This window comes from Pseudonocardia sp. Cha107L01 (assembly GCF_052566575.1).
Genome location: NZ_CP199579.1, coordinates 2,157,630 through 2,179,120, shown reverse-complemented (window position 1 = coordinate 2,179,120; position 21,491 = coordinate 2,157,630). Strand labels below are relative to the sequence as shown.

The 21,491-nt window shown below is 71.1% G+C and carries 21 protein-coding genes; 11 read left to right on the top strand and 10 right to left on the bottom strand.

Translation table 11 applies throughout. The annotated features are described in order from the left end of the window. Positions 1 to 141: 141 nt before the first annotated feature. Complete coding sequence (locus ACTXG6_RS10450; RefSeq protein WP_445187566.1) at positions 142 to 1,020, top strand: alpha/beta fold hydrolase; 879 nt, start codon at positions 142 to 144, stop codon at positions 1,018 to 1,020. 138 nt (positions 1,021 to 1,158) lie between these two features. Further along, positions 1,159 to 2,085, top strand: a complete 927-nt coding sequence (locus ACTXG6_RS10445) for a zinc-binding dehydrogenase (protein ID WP_445187565.1) — start codon at positions 1,159 to 1,161, stop codon at positions 2,083 to 2,085. A gap of 166 nt (positions 2,086 to 2,251) precedes the next feature. Here ACTXG6_RS10445 and ACTXG6_RS10440 read toward each other — a convergent pair whose 3' ends face one another. The 4 genes from ACTXG6_RS10440 to ACTXG6_RS10425 all read right to left on the bottom strand — a co-directional run bounded on the left by ACTXG6_RS10440 (position 2,252) and on the right by ACTXG6_RS10425 (position 5,388). After that, positions 2,252 to 3,775 (bottom strand): DNA polymerase IV, encoded by a 1,524-nt coding sequence (locus ACTXG6_RS10440; protein WP_445187564.1) that lies wholly within the window; start codon positions 3,773 to 3,775, stop codon positions 2,252 to 2,254. Next, a complete protein-coding gene (locus ACTXG6_RS10435; RefSeq protein ID WP_445187563.1) occupies positions 3,772 to 4,230 on the bottom strand; it encodes a deaminase in 459 nt (152 codons plus the stop codon). The genes ACTXG6_RS10440 and ACTXG6_RS10435 overlap by 4 nt, the downstream gene beginning before the upstream one ends. A 172-nt stretch (positions 4,231 to 4,402) precedes the next feature. Next, positions 4,403 to 4,780 carry a hypothetical protein gene (locus ACTXG6_RS10430; protein ID WP_445187562.1) on the bottom strand — a complete coding sequence of 126 codons (378 nt, stop codon included), beginning with the start codon at positions 4,778 to 4,780 and terminating at the stop codon, positions 4,403 to 4,405. Then, a complete protein-coding gene (locus ACTXG6_RS10425) occupies positions 4,777 to 5,388 on the bottom strand; it encodes an AAA family ATPase (RefSeq protein ID WP_445187561.1) in 612 nt (203 codons plus the stop codon). The genes ACTXG6_RS10430 and ACTXG6_RS10425 overlap by 4 nt, the downstream gene beginning before the upstream one ends. 254 nt (positions 5,389 to 5,642) lie before the next feature. On the opposite strand from ACTXG6_RS10425, the gene ACTXG6_RS10420 reads away from it, so the two are divergent. Then, the gene (locus ACTXG6_RS10420; RefSeq protein WP_445187560.1) at positions 5,643 to 6,434 is read left to right on the top strand and encodes a DNA methyltransferase; all 792 of its coding nucleotides are present in this window, start codon (positions 5,643 to 5,645) and stop codon (positions 6,432 to 6,434) included. A 41-nt stretch (positions 6,435 to 6,475) separates the two neighbouring features. Here the strand turns inward: ACTXG6_RS10420 and ACTXG6_RS10415 are convergent, their stop codons facing one another. Then, positions 6,476 to 7,594, bottom strand: coding sequence for an NDMA-dependent alcohol dehydrogenase (locus ACTXG6_RS10415; protein ID WP_445187559.1), 1,119 nt, complete (start codon positions 7,592 to 7,594; stop codon positions 6,476 to 6,478). A 347-nt stretch (positions 7,595 to 7,941) separates the two neighbouring features. Between ACTXG6_RS10415 and ACTXG6_RS10410 the strand changes: the two genes are divergently transcribed. Further along, positions 7,942 to 8,586: a TetR/AcrR family transcriptional regulator gene (locus ACTXG6_RS10410; protein WP_445187558.1), complete on the top strand. Its 645-nt coding sequence runs from the start codon at positions 7,942 to 7,944 to the stop codon at positions 8,584 to 8,586. An 86-nt stretch (positions 8,587 to 8,672) separates the two neighbouring features. Here ACTXG6_RS10410 and ACTXG6_RS10405 read toward each other — a convergent pair whose 3' ends face one another. Both ACTXG6_RS10405 and ACTXG6_RS10400 read right to left on the bottom strand, forming a co-directional pair. Beyond that, positions 8,673 to 10,331, bottom strand: a complete 1,659-nt coding sequence (locus tag ACTXG6_RS10405; RefSeq protein ID WP_445187557.1) for an AMP-binding protein — start codon at positions 10,329 to 10,331, stop codon at positions 8,673 to 8,675. Between the two features lie 87 nt (positions 10,332 to 10,418). Next, the gene (locus ACTXG6_RS10400; RefSeq protein WP_445187556.1) at positions 10,419 to 11,372 is read right to left on the bottom strand and encodes a cyclase family protein; all 954 of its coding nucleotides are present in this window, start codon (positions 11,370 to 11,372) and stop codon (positions 10,419 to 10,421) included. A 172-nt stretch (positions 11,373 to 11,544) separates the two neighbouring features. Here ACTXG6_RS10400 and ACTXG6_RS10395 point away from each other — a divergent pair, with 172 nt between their 5' ends. From ACTXG6_RS10395 to ACTXG6_RS10380, 4 genes are all read left to right on the top strand, one after another. Beyond that, positions 11,545 to 12,465, top strand: coding sequence for a TetR family transcriptional regulator (locus tag ACTXG6_RS10395; protein WP_445187555.1), 921 nt, complete (start codon positions 11,545 to 11,547; stop codon positions 12,463 to 12,465). Beyond that, positions 12,462 to 14,189, top strand: coding sequence for an Eco57I restriction-modification methylase domain-containing protein (locus ACTXG6_RS10390; protein ID WP_445187554.1), 1,728 nt, complete (start codon positions 12,462 to 12,464; stop codon positions 14,187 to 14,189). The genes ACTXG6_RS10395 and ACTXG6_RS10390 overlap by 4 nt, the downstream gene beginning before the upstream one ends. Positions 14,190 to 14,369: 180 nt before the next feature. Then, positions 14,370 to 14,594 (top strand): FmdB family zinc ribbon protein, encoded by a 225-nt coding sequence (locus ACTXG6_RS10385; RefSeq protein ID WP_445187553.1) that lies wholly within the window; start codon positions 14,370 to 14,372, stop codon positions 14,592 to 14,594. Between the two features lie 168 nt (positions 14,595 to 14,762). Further along, positions 14,763 to 15,770, top strand: a complete 1,008-nt coding sequence (locus ACTXG6_RS10380) for a glycoside hydrolase family 43 protein (RefSeq protein WP_445187552.1) — start codon at positions 14,763 to 14,765, stop codon at positions 15,768 to 15,770. A gap of 60 nt (positions 15,771 to 15,830) precedes the next feature. Here ACTXG6_RS10380 and ACTXG6_RS10375 read toward each other — a convergent pair whose 3' ends face one another. After that, the gene (locus tag ACTXG6_RS10375) at positions 15,831 to 16,757 is read right to left on the bottom strand and encodes a right-handed parallel beta-helix repeat-containing protein (protein WP_445187551.1); all 927 of its coding nucleotides are present in this window, start codon (positions 16,755 to 16,757) and stop codon (positions 15,831 to 15,833) included. A 225-nt stretch (positions 16,758 to 16,982) separates the two neighbouring features. Here ACTXG6_RS10375 and ACTXG6_RS10370 point away from each other — a divergent pair, with 225 nt between their 5' ends. Both ACTXG6_RS10370 and ku read left to right on the top strand, forming a co-directional pair. Next, complete coding sequence (locus ACTXG6_RS10370) at positions 16,983 to 17,981, top strand: hypothetical protein (RefSeq protein WP_445187550.1); 999 nt, start codon at positions 16,983 to 16,985, stop codon at positions 17,979 to 17,981. A gap of 30 nt (positions 17,982 to 18,011) precedes the next feature. Further along, entirely contained in the window at positions 18,012 to 18,797 is a 786-nt protein-coding gene (gene ku / locus ACTXG6_RS10365) for a non-homologous end joining protein Ku (protein WP_445187549.1), read from the top strand. 80 nt (positions 18,798 to 18,877) lie between these two features. Here the strand turns inward: ku and ACTXG6_RS10360 are convergent, their stop codons facing one another. Further along, on the bottom strand, positions 18,878 to 19,885 hold the full coding sequence (locus ACTXG6_RS10360) for an aldo/keto reductase (RefSeq protein ID WP_445187548.1): 1,008 nt from the start codon (positions 19,883 to 19,885) through the stop codon (positions 18,878 to 18,880). A 158-nt stretch (positions 19,886 to 20,043) separates the two neighbouring features. On the opposite strand from ACTXG6_RS10360, the gene ACTXG6_RS10355 reads away from it, so the two are divergent. Continuing rightward, positions 20,044 to 20,559 carry a DUF4188 domain-containing protein gene (locus ACTXG6_RS10355; protein ID WP_445187547.1) on the top strand — a complete coding sequence of 172 codons (516 nt, stop codon included), beginning with the start codon at positions 20,044 to 20,046 and terminating at the stop codon, positions 20,557 to 20,559. Between the two features lie 83 nt (positions 20,560 to 20,642). Here ACTXG6_RS10355 and ACTXG6_RS10350 read toward each other — a convergent pair whose 3' ends face one another. Continuing rightward, positions 20,643 to 21,401: a GntR family transcriptional regulator gene (locus ACTXG6_RS10350; protein WP_445187546.1), complete on the bottom strand. Its 759-nt coding sequence runs from the start codon at positions 21,399 to 21,401 to the stop codon at positions 20,643 to 20,645. Between the last annotated feature and the right edge of the window lie 90 nt (positions 21,402 to 21,491).

Genomic DNA, 21,491 nt, shown 5'->3' with positions numbered 1-21,491 from the left:
GGTGGCGCCGGCAGGGCCCCCGCGATGGGTCCGGCCCGGCGGGCACCCCCGTTCGGTCGGACCGGACCGGCCGTCGCACGGGTAGCGTCGCGGATCGTCGAGTTCACGACGATTCGCCGAGCCGAAGGAGCAGCACCGACGATGTGCGCCGCCGCCCCGACCACCCTCAGCTATCCGTCCGCCGGCGGAGTCACCATCACCGCGTACCGCTGGGATCCGACCGGCTCCCCTGCCGGCGTTGTCCAGCTGACCCACGGCATGGGCGAACACGTCCGGCGCTACGGGGAGCTCGCCGCCGTACTGAACGCGCGCGGCCTCGTCGTGTACGGCCAGGACCACCGGGGCCACGGCGCGACCGCGGGGTCACCGGAGAACTACGGCGTGCTGGGTCCGGACGGTTGGACCGAGCTGGTGGCCGACATCGGCCGGCTGACCGACGTGATCCGGGCCGACCACCCCGACCTTCCGCTGGTGCTGCTGGGGCACAGCATGGGCTCGTTCGCGGTGCAGCAGTACCTGGTGGACAACAGTGACCGGGTCAGTGCCGCGGTGCTCAGCGGGACGGCCGCCATCGACCTGCTCGAGCCGGCGCTGAACCTGGACGAGCCGATGGACCTGGCCGTGTTCAACGCCGCGTTCGCACCGGCCCGCACCGACTACGACTGGCTCAGCCGCGACGACGCCCAGGTGGACGCGTACGTGGCCGACCCACGCTGCGGCTTCGGGGTGGACGGCCCGTCCGGCAAGGCGATGTTCGTCGGGGCGCGCCGGCCGGCCGACCCCGCCGAGCTGGCCAAGGTGCGCTCCGACCTGCCGCTCTACATCGCGGTCGGCGACGCGGACCCGGTCAACGGCGGCCTGGCGCTGCTCAACCCGTTGGTCGAGCGGTACCAGGCGGCCGGGTTGGCCGACATCACGGTGCACGTCTACCCCGGGGCCCGCCACGAGATCTTCAACGAGACCAACCGCGACGAGGTGAACTCCGACCTGGTCGGCTGGATCTCCAAGGTCATCGGCTGAGCTGTTGCGGCCGGCCGGGTCGGCCGGCCGGGTCGGGTTTGGGCGGGCCGGGCCTGGGCGGGCCGGGCGCGGTCCATAGCTGTCGGCTATTACAGCAGCTCTTGGTGCTTCGGTCCGGGTCTGCTCAGGATGGTCGCCATGAGAGCACTGATCCACGATCCGGCCGCGCCGCACGGGCTGCGGCTGAGCGACCTTCCGGACCCCGTACCCGGGCCCGGTGAGGCGCTCGTCGAGGTGGCCGCCACGTCGCTGAACTTTGGCGAGGTGGCCTTCCTCGGCAACCACCAACCCGTCGGCGGGGTACCGGGATGGGATGCCTCCGGGGTGGTGCTCGCCTCGGCGGGTGACGGCAGCGGTCCGCCGGCCGGCACCCGGGTGGTGACCTTCGGTTGGAGCGGCGGCTGGGCGGAGCGCCGGGTGGTGGACGTGGCCGAGCTCGCCGTGCTGCCGTCCTCGGTCGATCATGCGCCCGCCGCCGCGCTCCCGGTCGCCGGGGTGACCGCGTTGCGGGCGGTCCGCCGGCTGGGTTCGGTGGTCGGGCGGCGGGTGCTGGTCACGGGGGCATCCGGCGGCGTCGGACGGTTCGCGGTCCAGCTCGCCGCGCACGCGGGTGCACGGGTGGTGGCGCTGGTCGGCTCGGTGGAGCGTGGCCGAGGGCTGCGGGAGCTGGGTGCGGCCGAGGTCGTCTCCGATGTCGGTGAGGTCGGCGGACCGGTGCACGCGGTGATCGACAACGTGGGCGGCCCCCTGCTGGCCCGTTGCTACGCGCTGCTCTCACCCGGCGGGGTGGCGCTGAGCGTGGGAATGGCATCGCTGGCCCCCACCACCATCGACTTCGAGCAGGCCAGGATCCACAATCCGGACGCCCGGGTGGAAGCGTTCAACATCGGCTCGGGGGTCGGCCCGGACCTGGCGTATCTGGCCGGCCTGCTGGCGGCCGGCAAGCTGGACCCGCAGATCGGGTGGCACGGGAGCTGGGAGCGGGTCGGCGAGGCGGTCGAGGCCTTGCGTGGGCGTCGAGTGCTCGGCAAGGCGGTGCTCGAGGTGGGCCAGCTGGGCGCTTGACGGAGAGCGGCGGGGCGGCCGGGCGGAGCGCTGAGCGGCCGGGCCGTGCGCCTTTGCTCTGCGTAGGCATACGCAGAGCCGCGCGCCCGTTGCGCCTTTGCTCTGCGTAGACATACGCACACCGCGCGGCCGTTGCGTATCAGTGCGCAGAGCAAAGGCGTGCTGGTCAGTCCAGGCTGGCCAGCGGGTCGGCGGGGGTCAGCCCCGGGTCGTCGTCGGCCATCGTGCGCGCCTGGCCCGGGCCGGTGCGCCTGGTCTCGAACCGGATGGTGACCCTGCCGTGCCCGCTGCCCTGTACCCAGCCGTGGCCGTACTCGGTGTGCCGGACGTCGTCGCCGGCCCGCCAGCGCCGGGGGGTCAGCTGCTCGGCCGGGTCCTCCTGGCTGAGCAGCGTCGCCACCGATCCCGCCGCGACCCGTGCCCCTGCCACCCCATCGACCGGCGTCGGCGCGCTCGCGGTCGAGGTCGTCCCGTCCCCGACCGCCGTCGCGCCCAGCAACAGCCCGTCGGCCTCGACCTGCTCGGCGCCGACGGCCGTCCCATCGGCCACGGCCACCGACTCGGCTCCCGACCCCTCCGCGGTCGCCAGCTCGGCCCCGGTCCCGGCTTCGGTCCCGGTCTCGAAGAGGTACTGCTGGACCGCCCCGGTCAGCCCCGACAGCGACACCCCGATCAAGCGGACCCCGGAGTCCGGCAGCGCGCCCTCGGTCAGCCGCTGCGCGGTCGCCGACAGGACAGCCAGGTTGGTGCTCGCGATCGGGGTGGTCTCCGAGCGGCTGCGGGTGGCGAAGTCCGCGCCGCGGATCTTGACCGTCACGGTGCGCGCGGCCCGGCCGGACGCGAGCAGCCGGCGGTGCGCATGCTCGGCCATCTCGGCGACCGCCCTGCGTACCGAAGCCAGGTCGGACAGGTCGGCGTCGAAGGTCGTCTCGGCGCTCACCTGCTTGGCCTCGCCGCGCTCCGCCACCGGCCTGCGGTCCACCCCCTGGGCCAACCCGTGCAGCTCGGTACCCATCGCCACCCCGAGCAGCGCGGTCACCTCCGGCACGCTCAGCGCGGCCAGCGCGCCGATGGTCTCCACGCCGACCCGGTGCAGGGTGGTCTCCGCGACCGGCCCGACGCCCCAGAGCTTGCGCACCGGCAGCGGCGCCAGCAGCTCACGCTCGGTGCCGTGCGGGACAACCCGGACCCCGTCCGGCTTCGCCATGGTCGACGCGATCTTGGCCAACTGCTTGCCGGAACCGGCTCCGACCGAGGCGGTCAGCCCGGTGGCCGCCTTGATCCGGGCGCGCAGCTCCTCGGCGGCCTGCTCCACCTCGCCGGCCGGCGCATCGATCAGGCCGGCCGGCTCGACGAACGCCTCGTCCACCGAGATCTGCTCGATCGTCGCATCCAGTTCGCGGACGATGCCGAACACCCGCTCGCTGAGCACCCGGTACACCGCGATGCGCGGCGGCAACACCACGGCGGCGGGCACCAGCCGCCGCGCCCGGGACATCGGCATCGCCGAGCGAGCCCCGTGCACCCGCGACTCGTAGCTGGCGCCGGCCACCACACCGCGTGGCCCGAGACCGCCGACCAGCACGGCCCGCCCGAGGAGGGTGGGCCGGGTGAGCTGCTCGACGGAGGCGAAGAAGGCGTCCATGTCCAGATGCAGCACCCAGCGCCCGGCGCTCGGCGGCCGACTCACTGGAACAGCTGCGCGTTCACCGCGCGGGCGGCCTCGGCCAGTTCGGGCAGCTCTAGCACCGTGACGCCGGCGGCGGTGAGCAGCTCGACGCCCTGGGCATCGGCGACGAACAGGGACGGCTCGCGCCAGGCCAGCACCACCCGGCCGACGCCGGCCTCGAGGATCAGCTGGCTGCAGGTGCGCGGCCGGGACGCCCGCAGCGAGCACGGCTCGAGCGTCGAGTAGAGCGTGACTCCGCGCAGGTCGATGCCGGAGCCGGCGAGCTTGGTCAGCGCGGACTCCTCGGCGTGCACCACCGGATCGGTCTCCCGGGAGTAGCCGTAGGCCAGCTCCTCGCCATCAGCGCTGACGATCACCGCGCCCACCGAGTAGGCCCGATCGACCGGCGGGCAGCGCTTCGACAGTTCGATCGCGCGGGTCAGCCACCTTTGGTCGGTAGCCAGCTCAACGCACACGACCCGACGTTACCGCCGAACACCGACACAGTCCGGCAGGCGGCACCCCACGCTGCTCACGTCGACTGAGGAACCTCGCCGCCCGGTGTGCGAAATCCCGCGACTCGGTGTGCTGAGAGCCCCGACTCGGTGTGCTGAGAGCCCCGACTCGCGGGAAGTACCGGGTCGGGGGTCAGTGGCGGCGGCGGCTGCCGCCGGTGCGTTCGAGCTCCGCGCGCACCTGCTCCGCCACCTCGGGATCGCCGCGCATCAGGCTGAGCAGCGCGCGGAACACCTCGGCGCCGGCCACCACCGGCAGGTCCAGGTCGGCCGACGTCTGGGCGCACCACTGCCGCAGCGCCTTGTGCTCCATCGGCGACAGTTCCACGGTGACCCGCACCGGGCGCGTCCTGGGCACCCGGGACGACACCGGCTCGCGGCCGGCCTCGGCTCCCGCCGGGTCCGCGGCGGCGGGCTCGGTGCGCGGACCGGCGGGGGCGCGGGCACCGCTCGAGCCGGCCACCGCGGCCGCCCGGGCGGCCAGGTCGGCCCGCCGGTTGGAACTGCTCAACGGCCCCAGCCCCCCATGATCTCCTCGGCCGCGGTGCCGTACGGCACGTCCTTCTCCGGGATGCCGGCGCCGAACGCCTGCGCATAGCGCTCCAACCGGGGCACCGTGGAGAACAGCACCCGCCGGCCCTGGCTCTCCAGGATCTCCCGGACGGTCTCGGTGCTGGTCGCGTGCGCAACGGTACGGGTGAGCAGGACCGCGACGTTGGGATCTTCGTCGCGCCGGCCGCCGGCATCCTCGAGCGCCTTGAACACCGGACCGACCCGGTCCAGCTCCATCATGGTCGGCGCGATCGGCACCAGCACGTCGGTCGCCACCCGCAGGGTGGCCGCGACGATGCCGTCCCGCTCCTCCAGCGGCGGCGTGTCGATCACAACGGTGTCCCAGCGCGCCGGGTCGATCACGCCCCAGAGTTGCCGGTGTAATGCGGTGGAAGCCAGGCCGAGCGCGGGCACCGGCCAGTCCGCCAGCCCGTGCCAGCGGAGTGCGGAGCCCTGTGGGTCGGCGTCGACCAGCACGACCTTGCGGCCGCGCTCGTAGAACGCGTGCGCCAGAAAGGCCGCGGAGGTGGTCTTGGCGCTGCCGCCCTTGAGGTTGGCAATCGTCACAACCCGAATACCTGGCGTCACCTTCGCAGGCTATCTTGTGCGCGGGTCGGCTGAGTTGACCCATCCGGATGTCCGCAGTTGCGCACCGCGTGTCGACATCGGCGCGTCGCGCTCGCCGTCCGGGTGAAGATCCGACACCGGGTCGTCACCTGGAACGGTTGCACGCCACGACCTCCCTGCATCTCCACGGACCGTTGATAATCTACGCGCGCTTCAGCCGGCGAGTAGGTACGTCTCAGCGAAGGGCCGCACGCATGACAGGGGCGTCCACCGAGCGGCCGCTGCCCGCCACCACAGAGGTCGCCAACGACGTCGTCAAACGCAAACGGCCGGCCGGCGTGGCGACCACGGACGTCACTCTCAGCGCGCACGTGGGCGCAAACGCCGACGTCTTCCCGCTGGTCCTGGACCTGCACGTGCCCCGTGGCAGCCGGATCGCGGACGTCACCTGGGGGAAGGGGGCGTTCTGGCGCAAGGTGCCGCCCGCCGCCTACCAGGTGCTGGCCACCGACCTGCAGACCGGGGTGGACTGCCGCGCCCTGCCGTATGCGGACGGCGAGATCGACTGCGTGGTGCTCGACCCGCCATACATGGAGGGCCTGTTCCGCCGGGACCGCGAGCACCTCGCCGGCGCCGGCACCCACGCCGCGTTCCGGAGCAGCTACTCCGACGGTTTGGCGACCGATCCGGACCAGGGGCCGCGCTATCACGAGGCGGTGCTGGACCTGTACCTGCGAGCCGGCGCGGAAGCCGCCCGGGTGCTGCGCAACCACGGCGTGTTCATCGTCAAGTGCCAGGACGAGGTGAGCGCGAACCGGCAGCGGCTGACCCACGTCGAGCTGATCAACGCCTACACCGAGGCCGGCTTCTACTGCAAGGACCTGTTCATCGTGATCCGGCCGAACCGGCCCGGTATCGCCCGACTGCTGCGCCAGGAGCACGCTCGCAAGAACCACTCCTACTTCCTGGTGTTCGTCAAACTGGACCCCCGGCACCCGAAACGACTTCGGGCACCGGGGTCCAGCCGGACCAGCGAGACTCGCTGACCGGGGCCTTGAGTGGCCCGGACGTGCGGCCGGTGGACGGCTCAGTAGACGATGACGCCGCGGATGTTCTTGCCGGCGTGCATGTCCTCGTAGCCGCGCGCCACGTCGTCGAGGCCGTAGCGGGTGGTGACCAGCTCGTCCAGCTTCAGGTGGCCGGTGCGGTAGAGGTCGAGCAGCTTCGGGATGTCCGCCGTCGGGTTGGACGAACCGAACAACGAGCCCTTGATCTTCTTCTCGAAGAGGGTCAGCTCGCCGAGCGGGACCGGAATGCCGACCGCGGTGAGGTCGCCGAGGCCGGTGACCACGACGGTGCCCTGCTTGCGGATCGAGGCGAAGGCCTCGGCGACGATCTCGCCCTTCATGATGCCCACGGTCACGATCGCCACGTCGGCGCCCTGGCCGTTGGTGAAGCTCTTGGCCAGCTCGGTGGCCTCGTTCATGTTGTCCACCGCGTGCGTGGCGCCCAGCGTCTGCGCCGCCTCGCGCTTGAACGGCACCGGGTCGACGGCGATCACGTTCGAGGCACCGGCGTGCGCCGCACCCTGCACCGCGTTGGCGCCGATACCGCCGACACCCTGCACGATCACGGTGTCACCGGGACGGACCTCGCCGGTGTTGACCGCGGAGCCCCAGCCGGTGCCGACGCTGCAGCCCAGCAGGCAGGCCACCTCGAGCGGGGTGTCGTCCGGGACCTTGATCGTGGAGTCGACCGACACGGTGGTGTACTCGCAGAACGTGGAGATACCGCACATCTGGCCGACCGGGCTGCCGTCCTCCAGGTGCAGCCGGTAGCTGGTGGGGTCGGTCCAGCGCGAGCCCGCGAGCAGGCCAGCGCCCAGGTCACACAGGTTCTGGTGCCCGGTGGCACACCAGCGACACTTCCCGCAGCCGGGCAGGAACGAGAAGATCACCTTGTCGCCGACCGCGAAGCCGGGCGTGTTCGGCCCGACCTCGTCGATGATGCCGCCGCCCTCGTGGCCGCCGGCGAACGGGTACATGCCCACCGGGATGTCACCGGTGGCGATGTGGTCGTCCGAGTGGCACAGGCCGGAGGCGACCAGCTTGACCCGCAGCTCACCCTGCCTCGGGTCGTCGAGCTCCAGGTCCACCACCTCGTACTTACCCGGAGCCTGCCGAACGATAGCGCCGCGAGTCTTCACGGAATCTCCTCCTCGAGATCGTGTGGCGGCCCGGGTGACCGGGCCACCGGGATAGCCGGGGCAGCGAACGAGTGTGCGGGGACGCGGACAGGGCGTGCGCCCGGATCAGCCGCGACCCGCCTGAACCGCACGGACGCGCCGACCCACTGGCGGCTTACCCGATGCCGCGACCACCCCGTTCGGTAACGTGACCACTGGTCATGTGACCGCCGGTCATATTAGATTTCGACACTGTATGGCACAACACCCAGAACGGGCGTCCCCCTGAGGACGGATCGTCCCCAGGAGATCTCGCGCGGCGTGCTGGGAGGCGGGTGCCCGGTCATCGGGGACGGGGAGGAGGGTCGGTGCCGACCACGACGTGGTTCCGTCTGCCGGCGGCTCGCCGACAGGCCGTGCTGGACGCCGCCGAGGCCGAGTTCGGCGCCTTCGGCTTCTCCCGAGGCAGTCTCAACGTGATCGCGCGCAACGCCGGCGTGAGCAAGGGCAGCCTCTTCCAGTACTTCACCGACAAGGCCGACCTGTGCACGTACCTGAGCGACCTGGTCAGCCGGCGCATCCGTTCGGTGATGGAGGAGCTGATCGCCGAGCAGCACTGGTCCGAGGACTTCTTCGGCTCGCTGCACACGATCTGCTGCTCCTGGATGGCCTACTTCGCCAGCCATCCCGCCGAGCGCGCGCTGACCTCCGCGGTCAATCTGGAGCCCGACCCGGTGACCAGGACGCCGGTCCGGGCGGCCGTCAACGCGCACTACATCGCGGTGTTCCGCCCACTGTTGCTGGCCGCCCGCCGCGACGGCCAACTCCAGCCCGACGCGGACGTCGAGGTGTTCCTCGCGCTGCTCATGCTGGTACTGCCGCACCTGGCCATCGCGCCGAGCCAGCCGGGTCTGGACGCCGTGCTCGGCCTGCACTCGGACGACCCCGGCGACGCGGCGAAGGTCGTCGAACGGCTCATCGCCACCCTGCGCACCGGCTTCGCCCCGCACTGACACCCCGCGGCTGCCTCGCCGAACTCAACGTTCCTCTGCTTCGATCACGACCGAGACCAGAGGAACGTTGAGTTGATCATTCAGCGTCAGGTGTCCCGGAGCTCGCGGCGCAGGATCTTGCCGGTCGTGGTCTTCGGCAACTCATCGATGAACTCGATCGATCGCGGGTACTTGTAGGCCGCCATGTTGGCCTTGCAGTAGTCGATCAACTCCTGCTCGGTCACGTCGACACCGGGGCGCACCGAGACGAACGCCTTCACCGTCTCGCCCCGGTACTCGTCCGGCACCCCGACCACGGCCGCCTCGCGCACCGCGGGATGGCCGTAGAGGACATCCTCCACCTCACGGGGCCACACCTTGTAGCCGGCCGCGTTGATCATGTCTTTCTTGCGGTCGACCAGGTAGAACCAGCCATCGGCGTCCATGAACCCCACGTCGCCGGTGCGCAGCTCGCCCCCGGGCAACGAGGCTGCCGTCGCCTCCGGCTTGTTCCAGTACCCGGGCACCACCTGCGGCCCGGCGGTGGCGATCTCCCCGATCTCGCCGACCGGCACCTCCTCGCCGTCCTCGCCGAGAATGCGGACCACCGTGTTGAACACCGGCACCCCGACCGAGAGCGCGCCGGAGTTCGGGTCGACGGGTGCCCTGGCGCCGAGCGGAACCCCGTGCGACGGCGAGTTCGTCTCGGTGAGGCCGTAGATGTTGTGGATGTAGAGCCCGGTCTGCTGCTCGAACCGGTCGGTCACCGCCGGCGCGATCGGCGCCCCGCCGGAGTAGAGCATCTTGAACGAGGCGAAGTCGTCCTTGGTGACCCCGTCGATACCGGCCAGGCTGATGAACACGGTGATCGCGCCGACGGTGAAGGTGGGCCGGTGCTCCTTGATCGCATCCAGCACGACCTCGGGGTGGAACCGGTGCGCCAGCACCAGCGGGCAGGGCAGCAGCAGGGCCAGCGCGACGTGCCCGATCAGCCCGGTGATGTGGAACAGCGGAGCGATCCCGAGCACGCTGTCCTCCCCGGTGAGCTTCATCCACTCCCGGTAGGTCTGCGCGTTGAACGACATGGTGGCGTGCGTGTTCATCGCGCCCTTGGGCACGCCGGTGGTACCCGAGGTGTAGGTCAGGATCCCGATGTCGTCCGGCTTCGGCGCCGGCGCGTCCGGCTTGCGCCCGGCGTTGCCCTCGATCAGCTCGAGCAGGTCGAGGGTGCCGTCATGGCGGGTCTTGCGGGCGTCGGCGAACAGCCGGGGGTCGTTCCGGGTCTGCCAGTCCAGCGGCGAGGCGGTGATCACCGAACGGACCTGGGTATCGCCGGTCTCGATCACCCCCTTGGCAACGCTCTCGTAGAGCTCTTCCAGGCAGAGCAGCGCGGTGGCGCCGGAGTCGGTGAGCAGGTACGTCAGCTCGCGGGCCTTGTTCATCGGGTTGATCGCGACGGCGGCGCCACCGGCCTTCCAGGCGCCGAGCAGCCCGACCACGAAGGCCGGGTTGTTCTGCACGTACACCGCGAGGCGGTCACCCGGCTGGAACCCCTGCTCGGCCAGCCCGACCGCCAGCGCGTCGGAGGCGGCGTCCAGGTCGGCCATGGTGAGAACGCCGTCGAAGTAGCGGATCGCCTCGGTGTCCGGGGCACGCGCCACCGAGGCGGCGAACATCTCCAGCAGGGTGCCGTACTCGGTCTTGATGTCCGCCGGCAGCCCGTCGGCGTAGCGGGCCAACCAGGGCCGCTCCGTATACACACTCATCGCTCGCCCTCGCTGCACTCGGCCGGCGCTGCGCGAAAAGCCTGTGACATTGACTCGCTCGCACGCTCACTCATCGGTTCACCTCGATCACTTGATGGCCAGCGGGTTGACCGGGGAGCCGGTGGCCCGGTGCACCTTCAGCGGCGCGGCCGCGTAGAGGAAGGTGTATTGGCCGTCCTCGGCGCAGCTCGCGGCCAGCTTCTCCAGGTCGCAGATCTCGGTCAGGGCGACGCCGAGGTTGCGCATCAGCGCGCAGTGCAGCGGCAGTGCGATCCCGGTCTCCGGCTCGTAGGTGACCTCGTTGGCGATGGTGTCGGTGACCAGGTTCGGGATCTCCCGGTCCTGGAACCACCGCACCAGCTCGGGGCTGTAGGTCAGGCCCGGCTCGTTGAAGCCCTCGTAGAACTGTTCGCCCTGGTCGAAGAACAGCTTCAGGAAGTTGGTACGGATCAGCAGCACGTCGTGCTTCTCGATCTCGATCCCCTGCGACTTGGCACAGGCCTCGAGGTCGTTGTGGTCGAACGTCTCGCCCTTGTCCAGGTTCTCCCTGCCGCGGAAGCGGGCCAGGTCCAGCAGCACGCCCCGGCCGACGACGCCGCGCTCGGCGATCGGCGCCACGCTGGCCTTGTCCAGCCCACCGATGGTGGTCCGTGCGTCGTAGCCGTTCCAGATCTTGCCGGCGTACCAGACGTGGCCCAGGGCGTCGTACTGCGTGGAGCCCTGCAGGAAGGCCTCGATCTTGTCGTCGGCGTAGTGCAACCCGCCGGGGAACGCCGGCGCGTCGTCGCTGTCCCAGGTCGACTCGTCGAAGATCATCGTGCGCTGCGCTGGGGAGCGGCCGGGCCAGACGGGGTCACCCTTCGGGTCGCCGATCAGCCGTTGCAGGGTGAACACGTTGCCAGACCGGATGTGCTGCACCCCGCGCAGGACCTCCGCCGGGGTCAGATAGTTGAGCGAGCCCAACTCGTCCTCGTCGCCCCATTTGCCCCAGTTCGACGGGGCGTCCCGGAGCAGGTCCTCCATGCTGTGCTGCTCAGCCATTGAGCGCTACCTTCCTGATCTTCAGTGCGAGCTCTCCCGGAACTACCGACCGCTCGCTCGGCCGGCGTTATGAGCCAAGTCACCCTGTCACCGGCGGGGCGGTGGTGCAACGCGAACCGGACACCTGGGCCAGCTGCCCGGATCCGTCGAAGTGTTCGGCTAGCCTGAACAGATGCCAGCTCGGTCAGCGGTGCGTGACGGGCCGTCACCGGACGCGATGGGGCATACCGTCCGGCAGTCCCGGCTGACCGCTGGAGTGTCACTGCGCGAGCTGGCCAGGCGCATCGGGGTCAGCGCCGCGACCCTCAGCGCGATCGAGACCGGCAAGACCGAGCTCGCGGTCAGCCGGCTCCGGGAGATCGCCGACGCCCTGCAGACCACCCCGGACCGGCTGCTCGCCGTGCCGGCGCTCGACTCCCCCGGCGAGCCGCGCGACGAGGTCCGCGCCGGGCCGGGCAGTGTCCAACTCGGCGGGGAGCGCCAGGACTGGCGGACGTTCGGGCCGCTGCCCATCGACCCGGTACTGGCCGCCGCGATCACCTCGTTCGTCCGCACCGGGTACCACGGCGCGACCATGCGCTCGATCGCGGCGCTGGCCGGGATCAGCGTGCCCGGGGTCTACCACCACTACGCCAGCAAGCAGGAGCTGCTGGTGATCACGCTGGACCTGGCGATGGACGACCTGACCTGGCGGCTGCTGGCCGCCGCGCGGCAGGCCCGGGACGGGGTCACCCGGGTCCGGCTGATGGTGGAGGCGCTCGCGCTGTTCCACACCCACCGCTGGGAGCTGGCCTTCATCGGCGCCAGCGAGATGCGCAGCCTGGAGCCGGCGAACCGGCGGCGCATCGCCGAGCTGCGCAACCACGTGCAGCACCTGCTGGACGGCGCCATCGACCACGCGATCCGGGACGGCGAGCTGGGTACCCCGAGCCCGAGGCATGCCGCACGCGCGATCTCCACCATGTGCACGTCGCTGCCGCAGTGGTTCCACGTCGGCGGCCCGTCCACCCCGGAACGGATCGCCGAGGAGTACGCGCAGTTCGCCCTCGGGCTGCTGGACCATCGCCCGTCCGGCCCGCTGGGCCCTCGGTGACCGCGACCGGAGCGGCGGCCGGGTCGCGCAAACGCCACGGCGTGCACTACACCCCGCCGGAGCTCGCCGGGTTCCTGGCCGACCGGGCGGTCCGCGCCCTCGGCGCACCCGGCGAACGGCTGATCCGGGTGCTGGACCCGGCCTGCGGGGACGGCGCACTGCTCGCGGCCGCCGGTGAGCGGCTGCGGGCGGCCGGTCACCACCGGGTCGAGCTGGTCGGCGCGGACCGGGACCCGGTCGCGGTGGCCGCCGCCGGCCGGCGGCTGGCTGAGCTGGGCTGCCCCGGTGCGCTGCACGTCCGCGACGCGCTGACCGCCGCGCCGCACAACGGTGCCACCCCACCCGGCGACTACCAGCTGGTGATCACCAACCCGCCGTACGTCCGCACCCAGGTTCTGGGCGCGGTGACCGCCGCCGAACTGTCCCGCCGGTTCGGGCTGAGCGGCCGGGTGGACCTGATGCACGTGTTCGTGGCGCTGGCGGCCGAGCAGCTGGCCGAGGGCGGTGTGCTCGGGCTGCTCTGCTCGAACCGGTTCCTCAGCACGCTGGCCGGCGCCAATGTCCGCCGACTGCTCGCCGACCGGTTCCAGGTGCGCGAGGTGTACGACCTGGGTGACAGCAAACCGTTCCCGGCCGCGGTACTGCCCGCGATCGTGGTCGGTACCGCCGGACCGGGCGATCCGGACCCGCCGCCGGCGCGCTTCGTCAGCACCTACCAGCGCACCGAACCCGCCGAACCCGCCGCCGAACCCGCCGAACCGGCCGAACGCCCCGACCGGTTCTACGCCGACCTGCGGGCCACCGCCGACACGGTCACCCGCCGCGCCGGTCGTAGCTTCGCGGTGTCCGTCGGCACGCTGCGCGTCGAGGCGGGCCCGGAGCACCGCTGGCGGCTGGAGTCCGTGCCGAACACCAGGTGGGTCGAGCGGGTCCGGGGAGCTACCTGGCGCACGTTCGGCGAGGTGGCCCGGATCCGGGTCGGCATCAAGTCCACGGCCGACCCGGTGTTCGTCCGGGACGACTGGCACCTGCTGCCCGCCGCACACCGCCCGGAGGACGAGCTGCTGTTGCCGCTGCTCACCCACCGCAACGTGCGGGCCTGGCGCGGGCCCGGCGAGCCGGCCACCAGGGTGCTCTACCCGTACGACCGGGGGCACCCCACCCGCCGGCTCCTCGAGCTGGCCGACTACCCGAGGGCCACCGCCTATCTCGAACTGCACCGGGACCGGCTGAGCGCGCGCCGCTACCTGGCCGACGCCGGCCGGGAGTGGTTCGAGCTCTGGGTCCCGCAGCGGCCGGCGGGCTGGCAGGCCCCCAAGATCGTGTTCCCGGACATCAGCGTGGCGCCCAGGTTCTCGGTGGACCACTCCGGCGCCGTGGTGAACGGGGACTGCTACTGGATCAGCCTCGCCGAGCTGCCGCACGAGGATCTCGGCTACCTGCTCGTCGGCGTGGCCAACTCCACGCTCGCCGTCCGCTTCTACGACCTCATGTGCGCGAACAGGCTCTACTCGGGCCGTCGCCGCTGGATGACGCAATATGTGAATCGGCTACCGCTGCCGGATCCGGAGAGCCGACTCGCGGCCGAGGTGATCGCATATGCCAGGAAATTGTGCGAGACCGCCGAGGAGCCCGAACCCGCGCTCGTTCGCCATCTCGACGAACTCGTTCGCAATGCCTTTCTCGGAGACCTGCCGACTGAAGCACTTACTATTCAGCAATAACGCAGGGAAACGAGCATCCTGCCCTCTCGACCGGAGTAGGTTACATACCCGATCGAGGCATGTCGAGCACCGCCGCCTCCGGCGTGTCGTCACTCAACCGCGCTACCCGCTCGCCGAACGCCCCTTCCGTCGGCCGGCCGAGTCTGGTAGCTGAACGGTCCGCCCGGCTACCATGAGCGAATGCCTCGATACGAGTTCCGCTGCCGGACCTGCGCCAACGTCGGCAGCGCCTCGGTGTTCGAGGTATCGCGCCCGATGAGCGCCGCCGGCGAGCCCGCGACCTGCCCCGCAGGTCACGGAGACACGGTCAAGCTGTTGTCCACGGTGGCCATGACGGGGATGGCGGCGGCGTCCGCGCCGAGGGCCGGCGGCGGGTGTTGCGGCGGCGGCTGCGGGTGCGGCTGACACGCTTCGCGGCACGCGAAATACCCCCACCTGGCGGTTCACACCGGCCGACCGATGGTGTGGATCACCGCAATTATTACCGCAGGGTCACGACTGACCCGATCTGATTAACACTTTTGGGTAAACACGTTGCGGTACATCTCGGGCCGCAAGCTACTCTCTGTCGTGATGTCTCCCCTCACTCGCGGCGGCTGGGTACGCCTACTGAAGACCGGTCCCGCGGTCGCGGCGGTCGTTGCCGCAACGACGGCATCGACTATTCAGCCGGTCATTGCCCATGACTTTCCGGATCCCGCTGTACTTGCAGTCGGAAGCGTTTACTACGCCTATTCAACGGCGAGTAGCTACGGCAATCAGGTATGGCACGTACCGGTGCAACGGGCGTCCACGCTGGACGGCAGGTGGAGCGTCGTCGGGGACGCAATGCCGCAGCTGCCGCCCTGGGTGGCGAAGAACGGCGCCGCGGCCACCGTCTGGGCCCCGGAGGTCGCCGCCCGCAGCGACGGCAGCTACATCCTGTATTTCACGGCGCGGTCCGGGTCGAAGAACGTCCAGTGCATCGGCGTCGCGCTGGCCAGCTCCCCGAAGGGACCGTTCCAGTCCACCGGGGCCAACCCGCTGGTCTGCCGCCCCGAGGACGTGGACAGCATCGACCCGAGCGCGTTCACCGACACCAACGGCAAGCAGTACCTGCTCTACACCAGCGGCCGGGGCAAGGCCACCATCTGGATCCAGCAGGTGAGCGTCGACGGGGTCACCTCGATCGGCGACCGGCACGCGCTGATCCAGGCGGACCGGCCGGAGGAGGGCAACATCGTGGAGGCCCCCGCGATGGTCAAGCACGGCGACAGGTACGTGCTGTTCTACTCCGGCAACGCGTTCAACAGCGGCAAGTACTTCGTCAACTACGCCAGCTCCACGTCGCTGAGCAGCGCGTTCGACAAACACGACGGGCAGTTCCTCAACCGCGACACGCTCGGCGGCGGGTACACCAACCCGGGCGGTGAGGAGGTCGTGCCCGGCCGCAAGCACGACTACCTCCTCTTCCACGCCTACACCAGCCCGACGCAGCGCTCCATGTTCGTGGCCGCGCTCAGCTGGGACTCCAGCGGCAACCCCTCGTTGGACCTGAAGAACCTGGCCAAGGCACCGACGAAGACCAAGGACAAGCCCTGAGTTTCGATCATTGCGGGCGGTGCCGATCAGGGCGCGGTGCCGATCAGGGCGCGGTGCCGATCAGGGGGCGCCGCCGGCCTCCGGGCCGTTGTAGCCGTTCTCGGACGACGAGTCCATGCCGACCTCGTACCTGACGGACCCGACCTGGTTGCCGGTGACCACGCCGCCTCTCGACTGGTTCTGGAAGGCGAAGGCGTGGTTGATGTGCCCGACGATCTGGTTGCCGGTGATGACCATGTTCCGCACGTCGTCGGCCAGCACGGCCTGCGAGGCCTTGTTGTCGCAGAAGTTGTTGCTGAAGGTGATGTTCTTCATCTCGCCTTCGCCGCTGCCGTCGCCCGCGCTGCTGTTCGGCCCCTCCGCGATCAGGCAGTTGTTGTCGATCTTCTCGCAGCGGTTGCTGTCGATCAGCACGTCCTGGCTGGCCGGGCTGTCCTCGTCGGTGGCGTAGGTCTGCATGCAGTCCGCGTGCGCGCCGGTGTCGTTGCTGGTGTCGGTGACGGTGTTGTGCAGGATCTTGATATTGGTTCCCCAGAACCGGATGCCGTCGCCGTCGCCCTCCCTCGGGCTGTTGACCGCGGTGTTGCGCAGGGTCAGGTTGTCACCCTTGAGCGACACGCCGGGCGCTTCGGGCTCCTCGGCGACGAACCCGTCCACGATGACGTTGCTCGCCTCGACGGTGATGCCCTTGGTGACGGTCTTGCCGTCTCCCAGCACCGTGATCGGGGCCTGCGCGCTGCCACCCTTGGCGATGATCACGCGGTCGCCGCTCAGATCGCCGCTGACGCAGATGGTGTCGCCGGCCGAAGCGCCGTTCAGTGCCTGCTCCAGGCTCGACGGGTCGGTGGCCTTCGCCGCGCAGTTGGTCTGCGCCGCCGGCGCGCCGACCCCCGCCGGGCCGCCGGCTACCGGCGGCCGCACTGAGCTCGAGTCCCCGGTGCTCCCCGCGCAACCGGCGAGCACCACCGCCACCGCGACCAGCCCCACCGACAGTCCGGTCGTTCGCTGCCACCGCCGAGAACGGCGCTGCCCCCACGTCTTCCGCTCGATCACTGGGTCGATGCTAGCCAGCGCCCGGGGCCCGGACCGCCGGATACGGGGCTATCGAACAAACACTTAAGTAACTCTCAGTCTGAGTTCGGTCCGGGGCCGAGGGCGGCGCGCTGTCCCTAATCCATCGGGCGATCGGGGCGGTCATGAAAGGCTGTTCCGGTGGACCTCGACGGGACGGCCGATGCGCTGTATGCGCTGCCCCGTGCCGACTTCACCCCGGCGCGTGACGAGCGGGTCAAGGAGGCCAGGTCGGCCGGGGACAAGGCACTGGCCGCCTCGATCGGCAAGCTGCGCCGGCCCACCGTGGCGGCCTGGCTGGTGAACAACCTCGCCAGGCAGCGCCCGGACGAGATCACCGGCCTGGCCGAGCTCGGCGAGCAGCTGCGTGCCGCGCACGAACAGTTGGACGGCGCCGCGCTGCGCCGGCTCTCCGAACAGCGCCGCGAGCTGATCAACGCGCTGACCCGAACCACCCGGGAGCTGGGTGCCGTGGCCGGTGAGGAGGTCAGCGAGACCGTCAGCCGCGAGCTGGAGGGCATGTTCACCTCTGCGCTGACCGATCCGGACGCCGCCCGCGCGCTGGCCAGCGGTCGGCTCAGCTCGCCGAAGGAGCTGGCCAGCGCCAGCACGCTGGACTGGCCGGCGACCGCTCCGGGCGCCCGCCCGCGACCGGCACCGTCCGCCGCGCCCGCCGATGTCACGCCCGGCACCGAGGCAGCGCCTCGCTCCGCTTCCGCCGCGGGATCCCGCACCGGCACTGCCTCCCACACCGGCGCCGCCGCCTCCCGCACCGACACCGACTCCGGTGCGGGAGCGGCTCCGGCGGGCACCCCGCCGCGGCCGGCCGACCGCCCGAACCCGGCGCTGGCGCGCGCCCGCCAGGAGCTGGAGCGACTGACCGAGGCGCTGTCCGAGGCGCGCGCGGGGGCCGAGGCCGCACACCGCGACTACGACGAGGCCGCCGCCGAGGAGGCCGCCGCGCACCAGGCCGTGGCCGACCGGCGGGCCGAGCTGATCGCCGCCGAGCAGGCCGAGCAGCGGGCCCGCCAGCGAGCGCGGGCGGCACGGCGGGACCGCGAGGACACCGACCGTGCACTGCGTGACGCCGACCGGCGGCACGGGGTGGCGCGGGACCGACTGACCGCGCTGGAACACTGACCACTCGCGGCGACCAGGCAGGAGAGCACCGTGCCCCGTTCCATCTGGACCGGCTCGATCACGTTCGGGCTGGTCACCGTGCCGGTCGGACTCTACAGCGCGACCGAGAGCCACGGCGTGAGCTTCCACCAGTACCAGCGCGGCACCACCGACCGGATCCGCTACCAGCGGGTGAATGAGCGCACCGGTGAGGAGGTGTCCTTCGGCGACATCGTGCGCGGCGTCGAGGAGGAGGACGGCGAGACCGTGATCGTCGAGCCGGCCGAGCTGGACCAGATCGCACCGGGGCGGTCCCGCTCGATCGACGTCACCGCGTTCGTGGACCTGGACGAGATCGACCCGATCTACTTCCAGAAGACGTACTGGCTCGCGCCCGCCAAGGCGGAGAACGGCAAGGTCTACGCGCTGCTGGCGGCCGCGATGGCGGCGACCAACCGGGTCGCGATCGCCACGTTCGTCATGCGCGGCACCCAGTACCTCTGTGCCGTCCGCGCCGACGACGGGGTGCTCTCACTGGAGACGCTGTACTACGCCGACGAGATCCGCCAGCCGCGTGAGCAGCTCGACCACCTGCCGGAACGCGCCGAGCCGGACGGCCGGGAGTTCGACATGGCACGCACCCTGATCGAGTCGATGAGCGCGGACTGGCGGCCGGAGGACTACCGGGACACCTACGCCGACCGGGTCCGGGACCTGATCGAGGACAAGCGCGTCGGCAACCAGGTGGTCGCCGAGTCCGCCGCCCCGGCCGCCACCGATGTCACCGACCTGCTCGAGGCGCTGCGGCTCAGCGTCGAGGCCCGCCGCGCCTCCTGACCCTCGGCCCGAACCCGGCCGGCCGAGCCTCCCGAGCCCTCGGCCCCAGCCCTGCCGGGCCCGGTGCGCACTCCCCGGGTTCAGCGCTCGCTGTCCAGCACGGCCATCTGGTGCGCGTCGTAGCGGTCGCCGGCAGCCGCGCCCGGTGGGACGGCCCGCTCGACCGCGGCCAGGTCGTCGTCGGACAGCGGTAGCTCGGCGGCACCGAGCGCCTCGGCCAGCCGGTCCCGGGTGCGCGCGCCGACCAGCGGCACGATGTCCGCACCGCGCGAGAGCGCCCAACCGATGGCCACCTGCGCCGGGCTCGCCCCGCGCGCCTCGGCGACCTTCGTCAACGCCGCGACCAGGTTCAGGTTGTGCTGCAGGTTCTCGCCCTGGAACCGGGGCCCCCGGGTCCGGAAGTCCCCGGGGGCGGCCACGCTGTCGGCGGTCCACCGCCCGGACAACATGCCCCGGCCGATCACCCCGTACGCGGTGACCGCGATGCCGAGCTCGCGGCAGGTCGGCAGGATGTCCGCCTCGATGCCGCGGGACAGCAGTGAGTACTCGATCTGCAGGTCGGCGATCGGGTGCACCGCGTGCGCCCGCCGGATGGTCGCCGCGCCGACCTCGGACAGCCCGATGTGCCGGACGTAGCCGGCGTGCACCATGTCGGCGATCGCGCCGACGGTGTCCTCGATGGGCACCAGCGGGTCCAGCCGGGCCGGGCGGTAGACGTCGACGTACTCGACCCCCAGCCGGTTCAGCGAGTAGGCCAGGAAGTTCTTCACCGCAACCGGCCGCGCGTCGTAGCCGAGCCAGTCGCCGGCCGGGCCCCGCTGCGCGCCGAACTTCACGCTCAGCAGCACCCGGTCCCGGTCCCGGCCGCGCAGTGCCTCGCCGACCAGCATCTCGTTGTGGCCCTGGGCGTAGAAGTCGCCGGTGTCCAGCAGATTGATCCCGGCATCCAGCGCGGCGTGGATGGTGGCGATGCTCTCCGCCCGGTCCGCCGGGCCGTAGACCCCGCTGGACATGCCCATGCAGCCGAGGCCGAGCGCGGACACCTCGGGCCCGGTCGCGCCCAGCCGGCGCGTGCTGATCGTGCTCATGTGACCAACCTGCCCGCCGCGGCGCCGGCATTCAAGCCGAGTCAGCCAATGGCCTCAGCGCGATAGACAACACTGTTTTGATACGTCACAGTGGACCCGTACCGACCATCGGGCGGGCAGCGACGCACGGCCCGGGGTGCGATCGGGAGGAGACTGCCATGCGCGGACCCCAGGGCAGTGCCGGCAAGGTGTTCCCAGGGCGCTACACCGCCGAGCTCGGCGAGGACGGCGTGGTGGTGGTGCTGATCGGGATGCGCTTCAACCGCTGGTGGCGGGTGGACAAGTGGCTGTTCATGCTGCTCGCGATGAACAGCATGCTGCGCCACCTGGCCGGGCGCGACGAGGGCCTGCTGGCGAACTACACCTGGTTCGGCCGCACCACGCTGATGGTCCAGTACTGGCGCGGCATGGCGGAGCTGCAGGCCTTCGCGGCGAACTCGGACGCGCCGCACCTGGCCGCGTGGCGCCGGTACGTGCGCAAGATCGGCACCGACGGCAGCATGGGCGCCTATCACGAGGCGTACCAGGCGCGACCGGGCACCAGCGAGGTCGTCTACGTGAACATGCCGGCGTTCGGGCTGGCCGGCGCGCTGGAGCCGGTGCCGATGGACGCGACCCGCAACAGCGCCCGGCAGCGCGTCGCCTACCGTCGCCGCCGCACCGAGGCCAGCTGAAGCCGAGGCCAACTGGGCATCGTCGCAGCTCAGGCCTCGTGAGTGGCGAGTGGTCCCGAGGGACCACTCCCCACTCACGGGGGCTAACTGGTCAGGGTGAGCTCGAAGGAGTAGCGGTTGGCGCGGTAGATGTGCGAGCCGTACTCCACCGCGCGGCCGGCAGCGTCCCAGGCGGTACGGGTCATCGTCAGCATGGGGGCGCCCCGGGAGTCGCCGAGCAGCTTGGCCTCGGCGACCGTGGCCGACTTCGCGCCGACCATCTGGTTGGCCATCCTCGGCACGTGCCCGGCGGCCCGGAGCAGCTCGTAGAGCCCACGCTGCTCGAGGTCGGCGCGGCGCAGGGTGAGTACGTCCACCGGCACCGCGTTGTGCATCAGCGCCAGCGGCTCGCCGTCGGCGTAGCGCAGCCGTTCGATCCAGTTGATCTCCGAGCCGAACGGGATGCCGAGCACCTCGGCGACGGCGTCCGGGGCCACCCGGATCTCCAGCAGCTTGACCTCGGTGCGCGGCGCCTGACCGGACTTGCTCAGGTCGTCGTAGAGGCTGGTCAGCTCCACCGGCCGGCGCACCTTGGGATGCACGATCTGGGTGCCGACGCCACGCTTGCGCACCAGCATGCCGCGTTCGACCAGGTAGCCGATGGCGCGGCGCATGGTCGGCCGGGACACTCCCAGCCGGTCGGCCAGCTCGACCTCGTTCTCCAGCCGCCCGCCCACCGGCAGCTCGCCGTCCTCGATCAGCTGCTGCAGCCGGCTGGCCACCTGGAAGTAGAGCGGGACCGGGCTGCTCCGGTCCAACGCGAGGTCCGGTACCAGCCCCCAGACCGTCGTCCGTTCCGACACCGTGGCCCCCTATGTCCTGACAAAGTATGTAAAGACAAAGTATTGACGTGCTGACGGCCGAAGGGTACACCTTGAGCCCGTGGTCGCCGT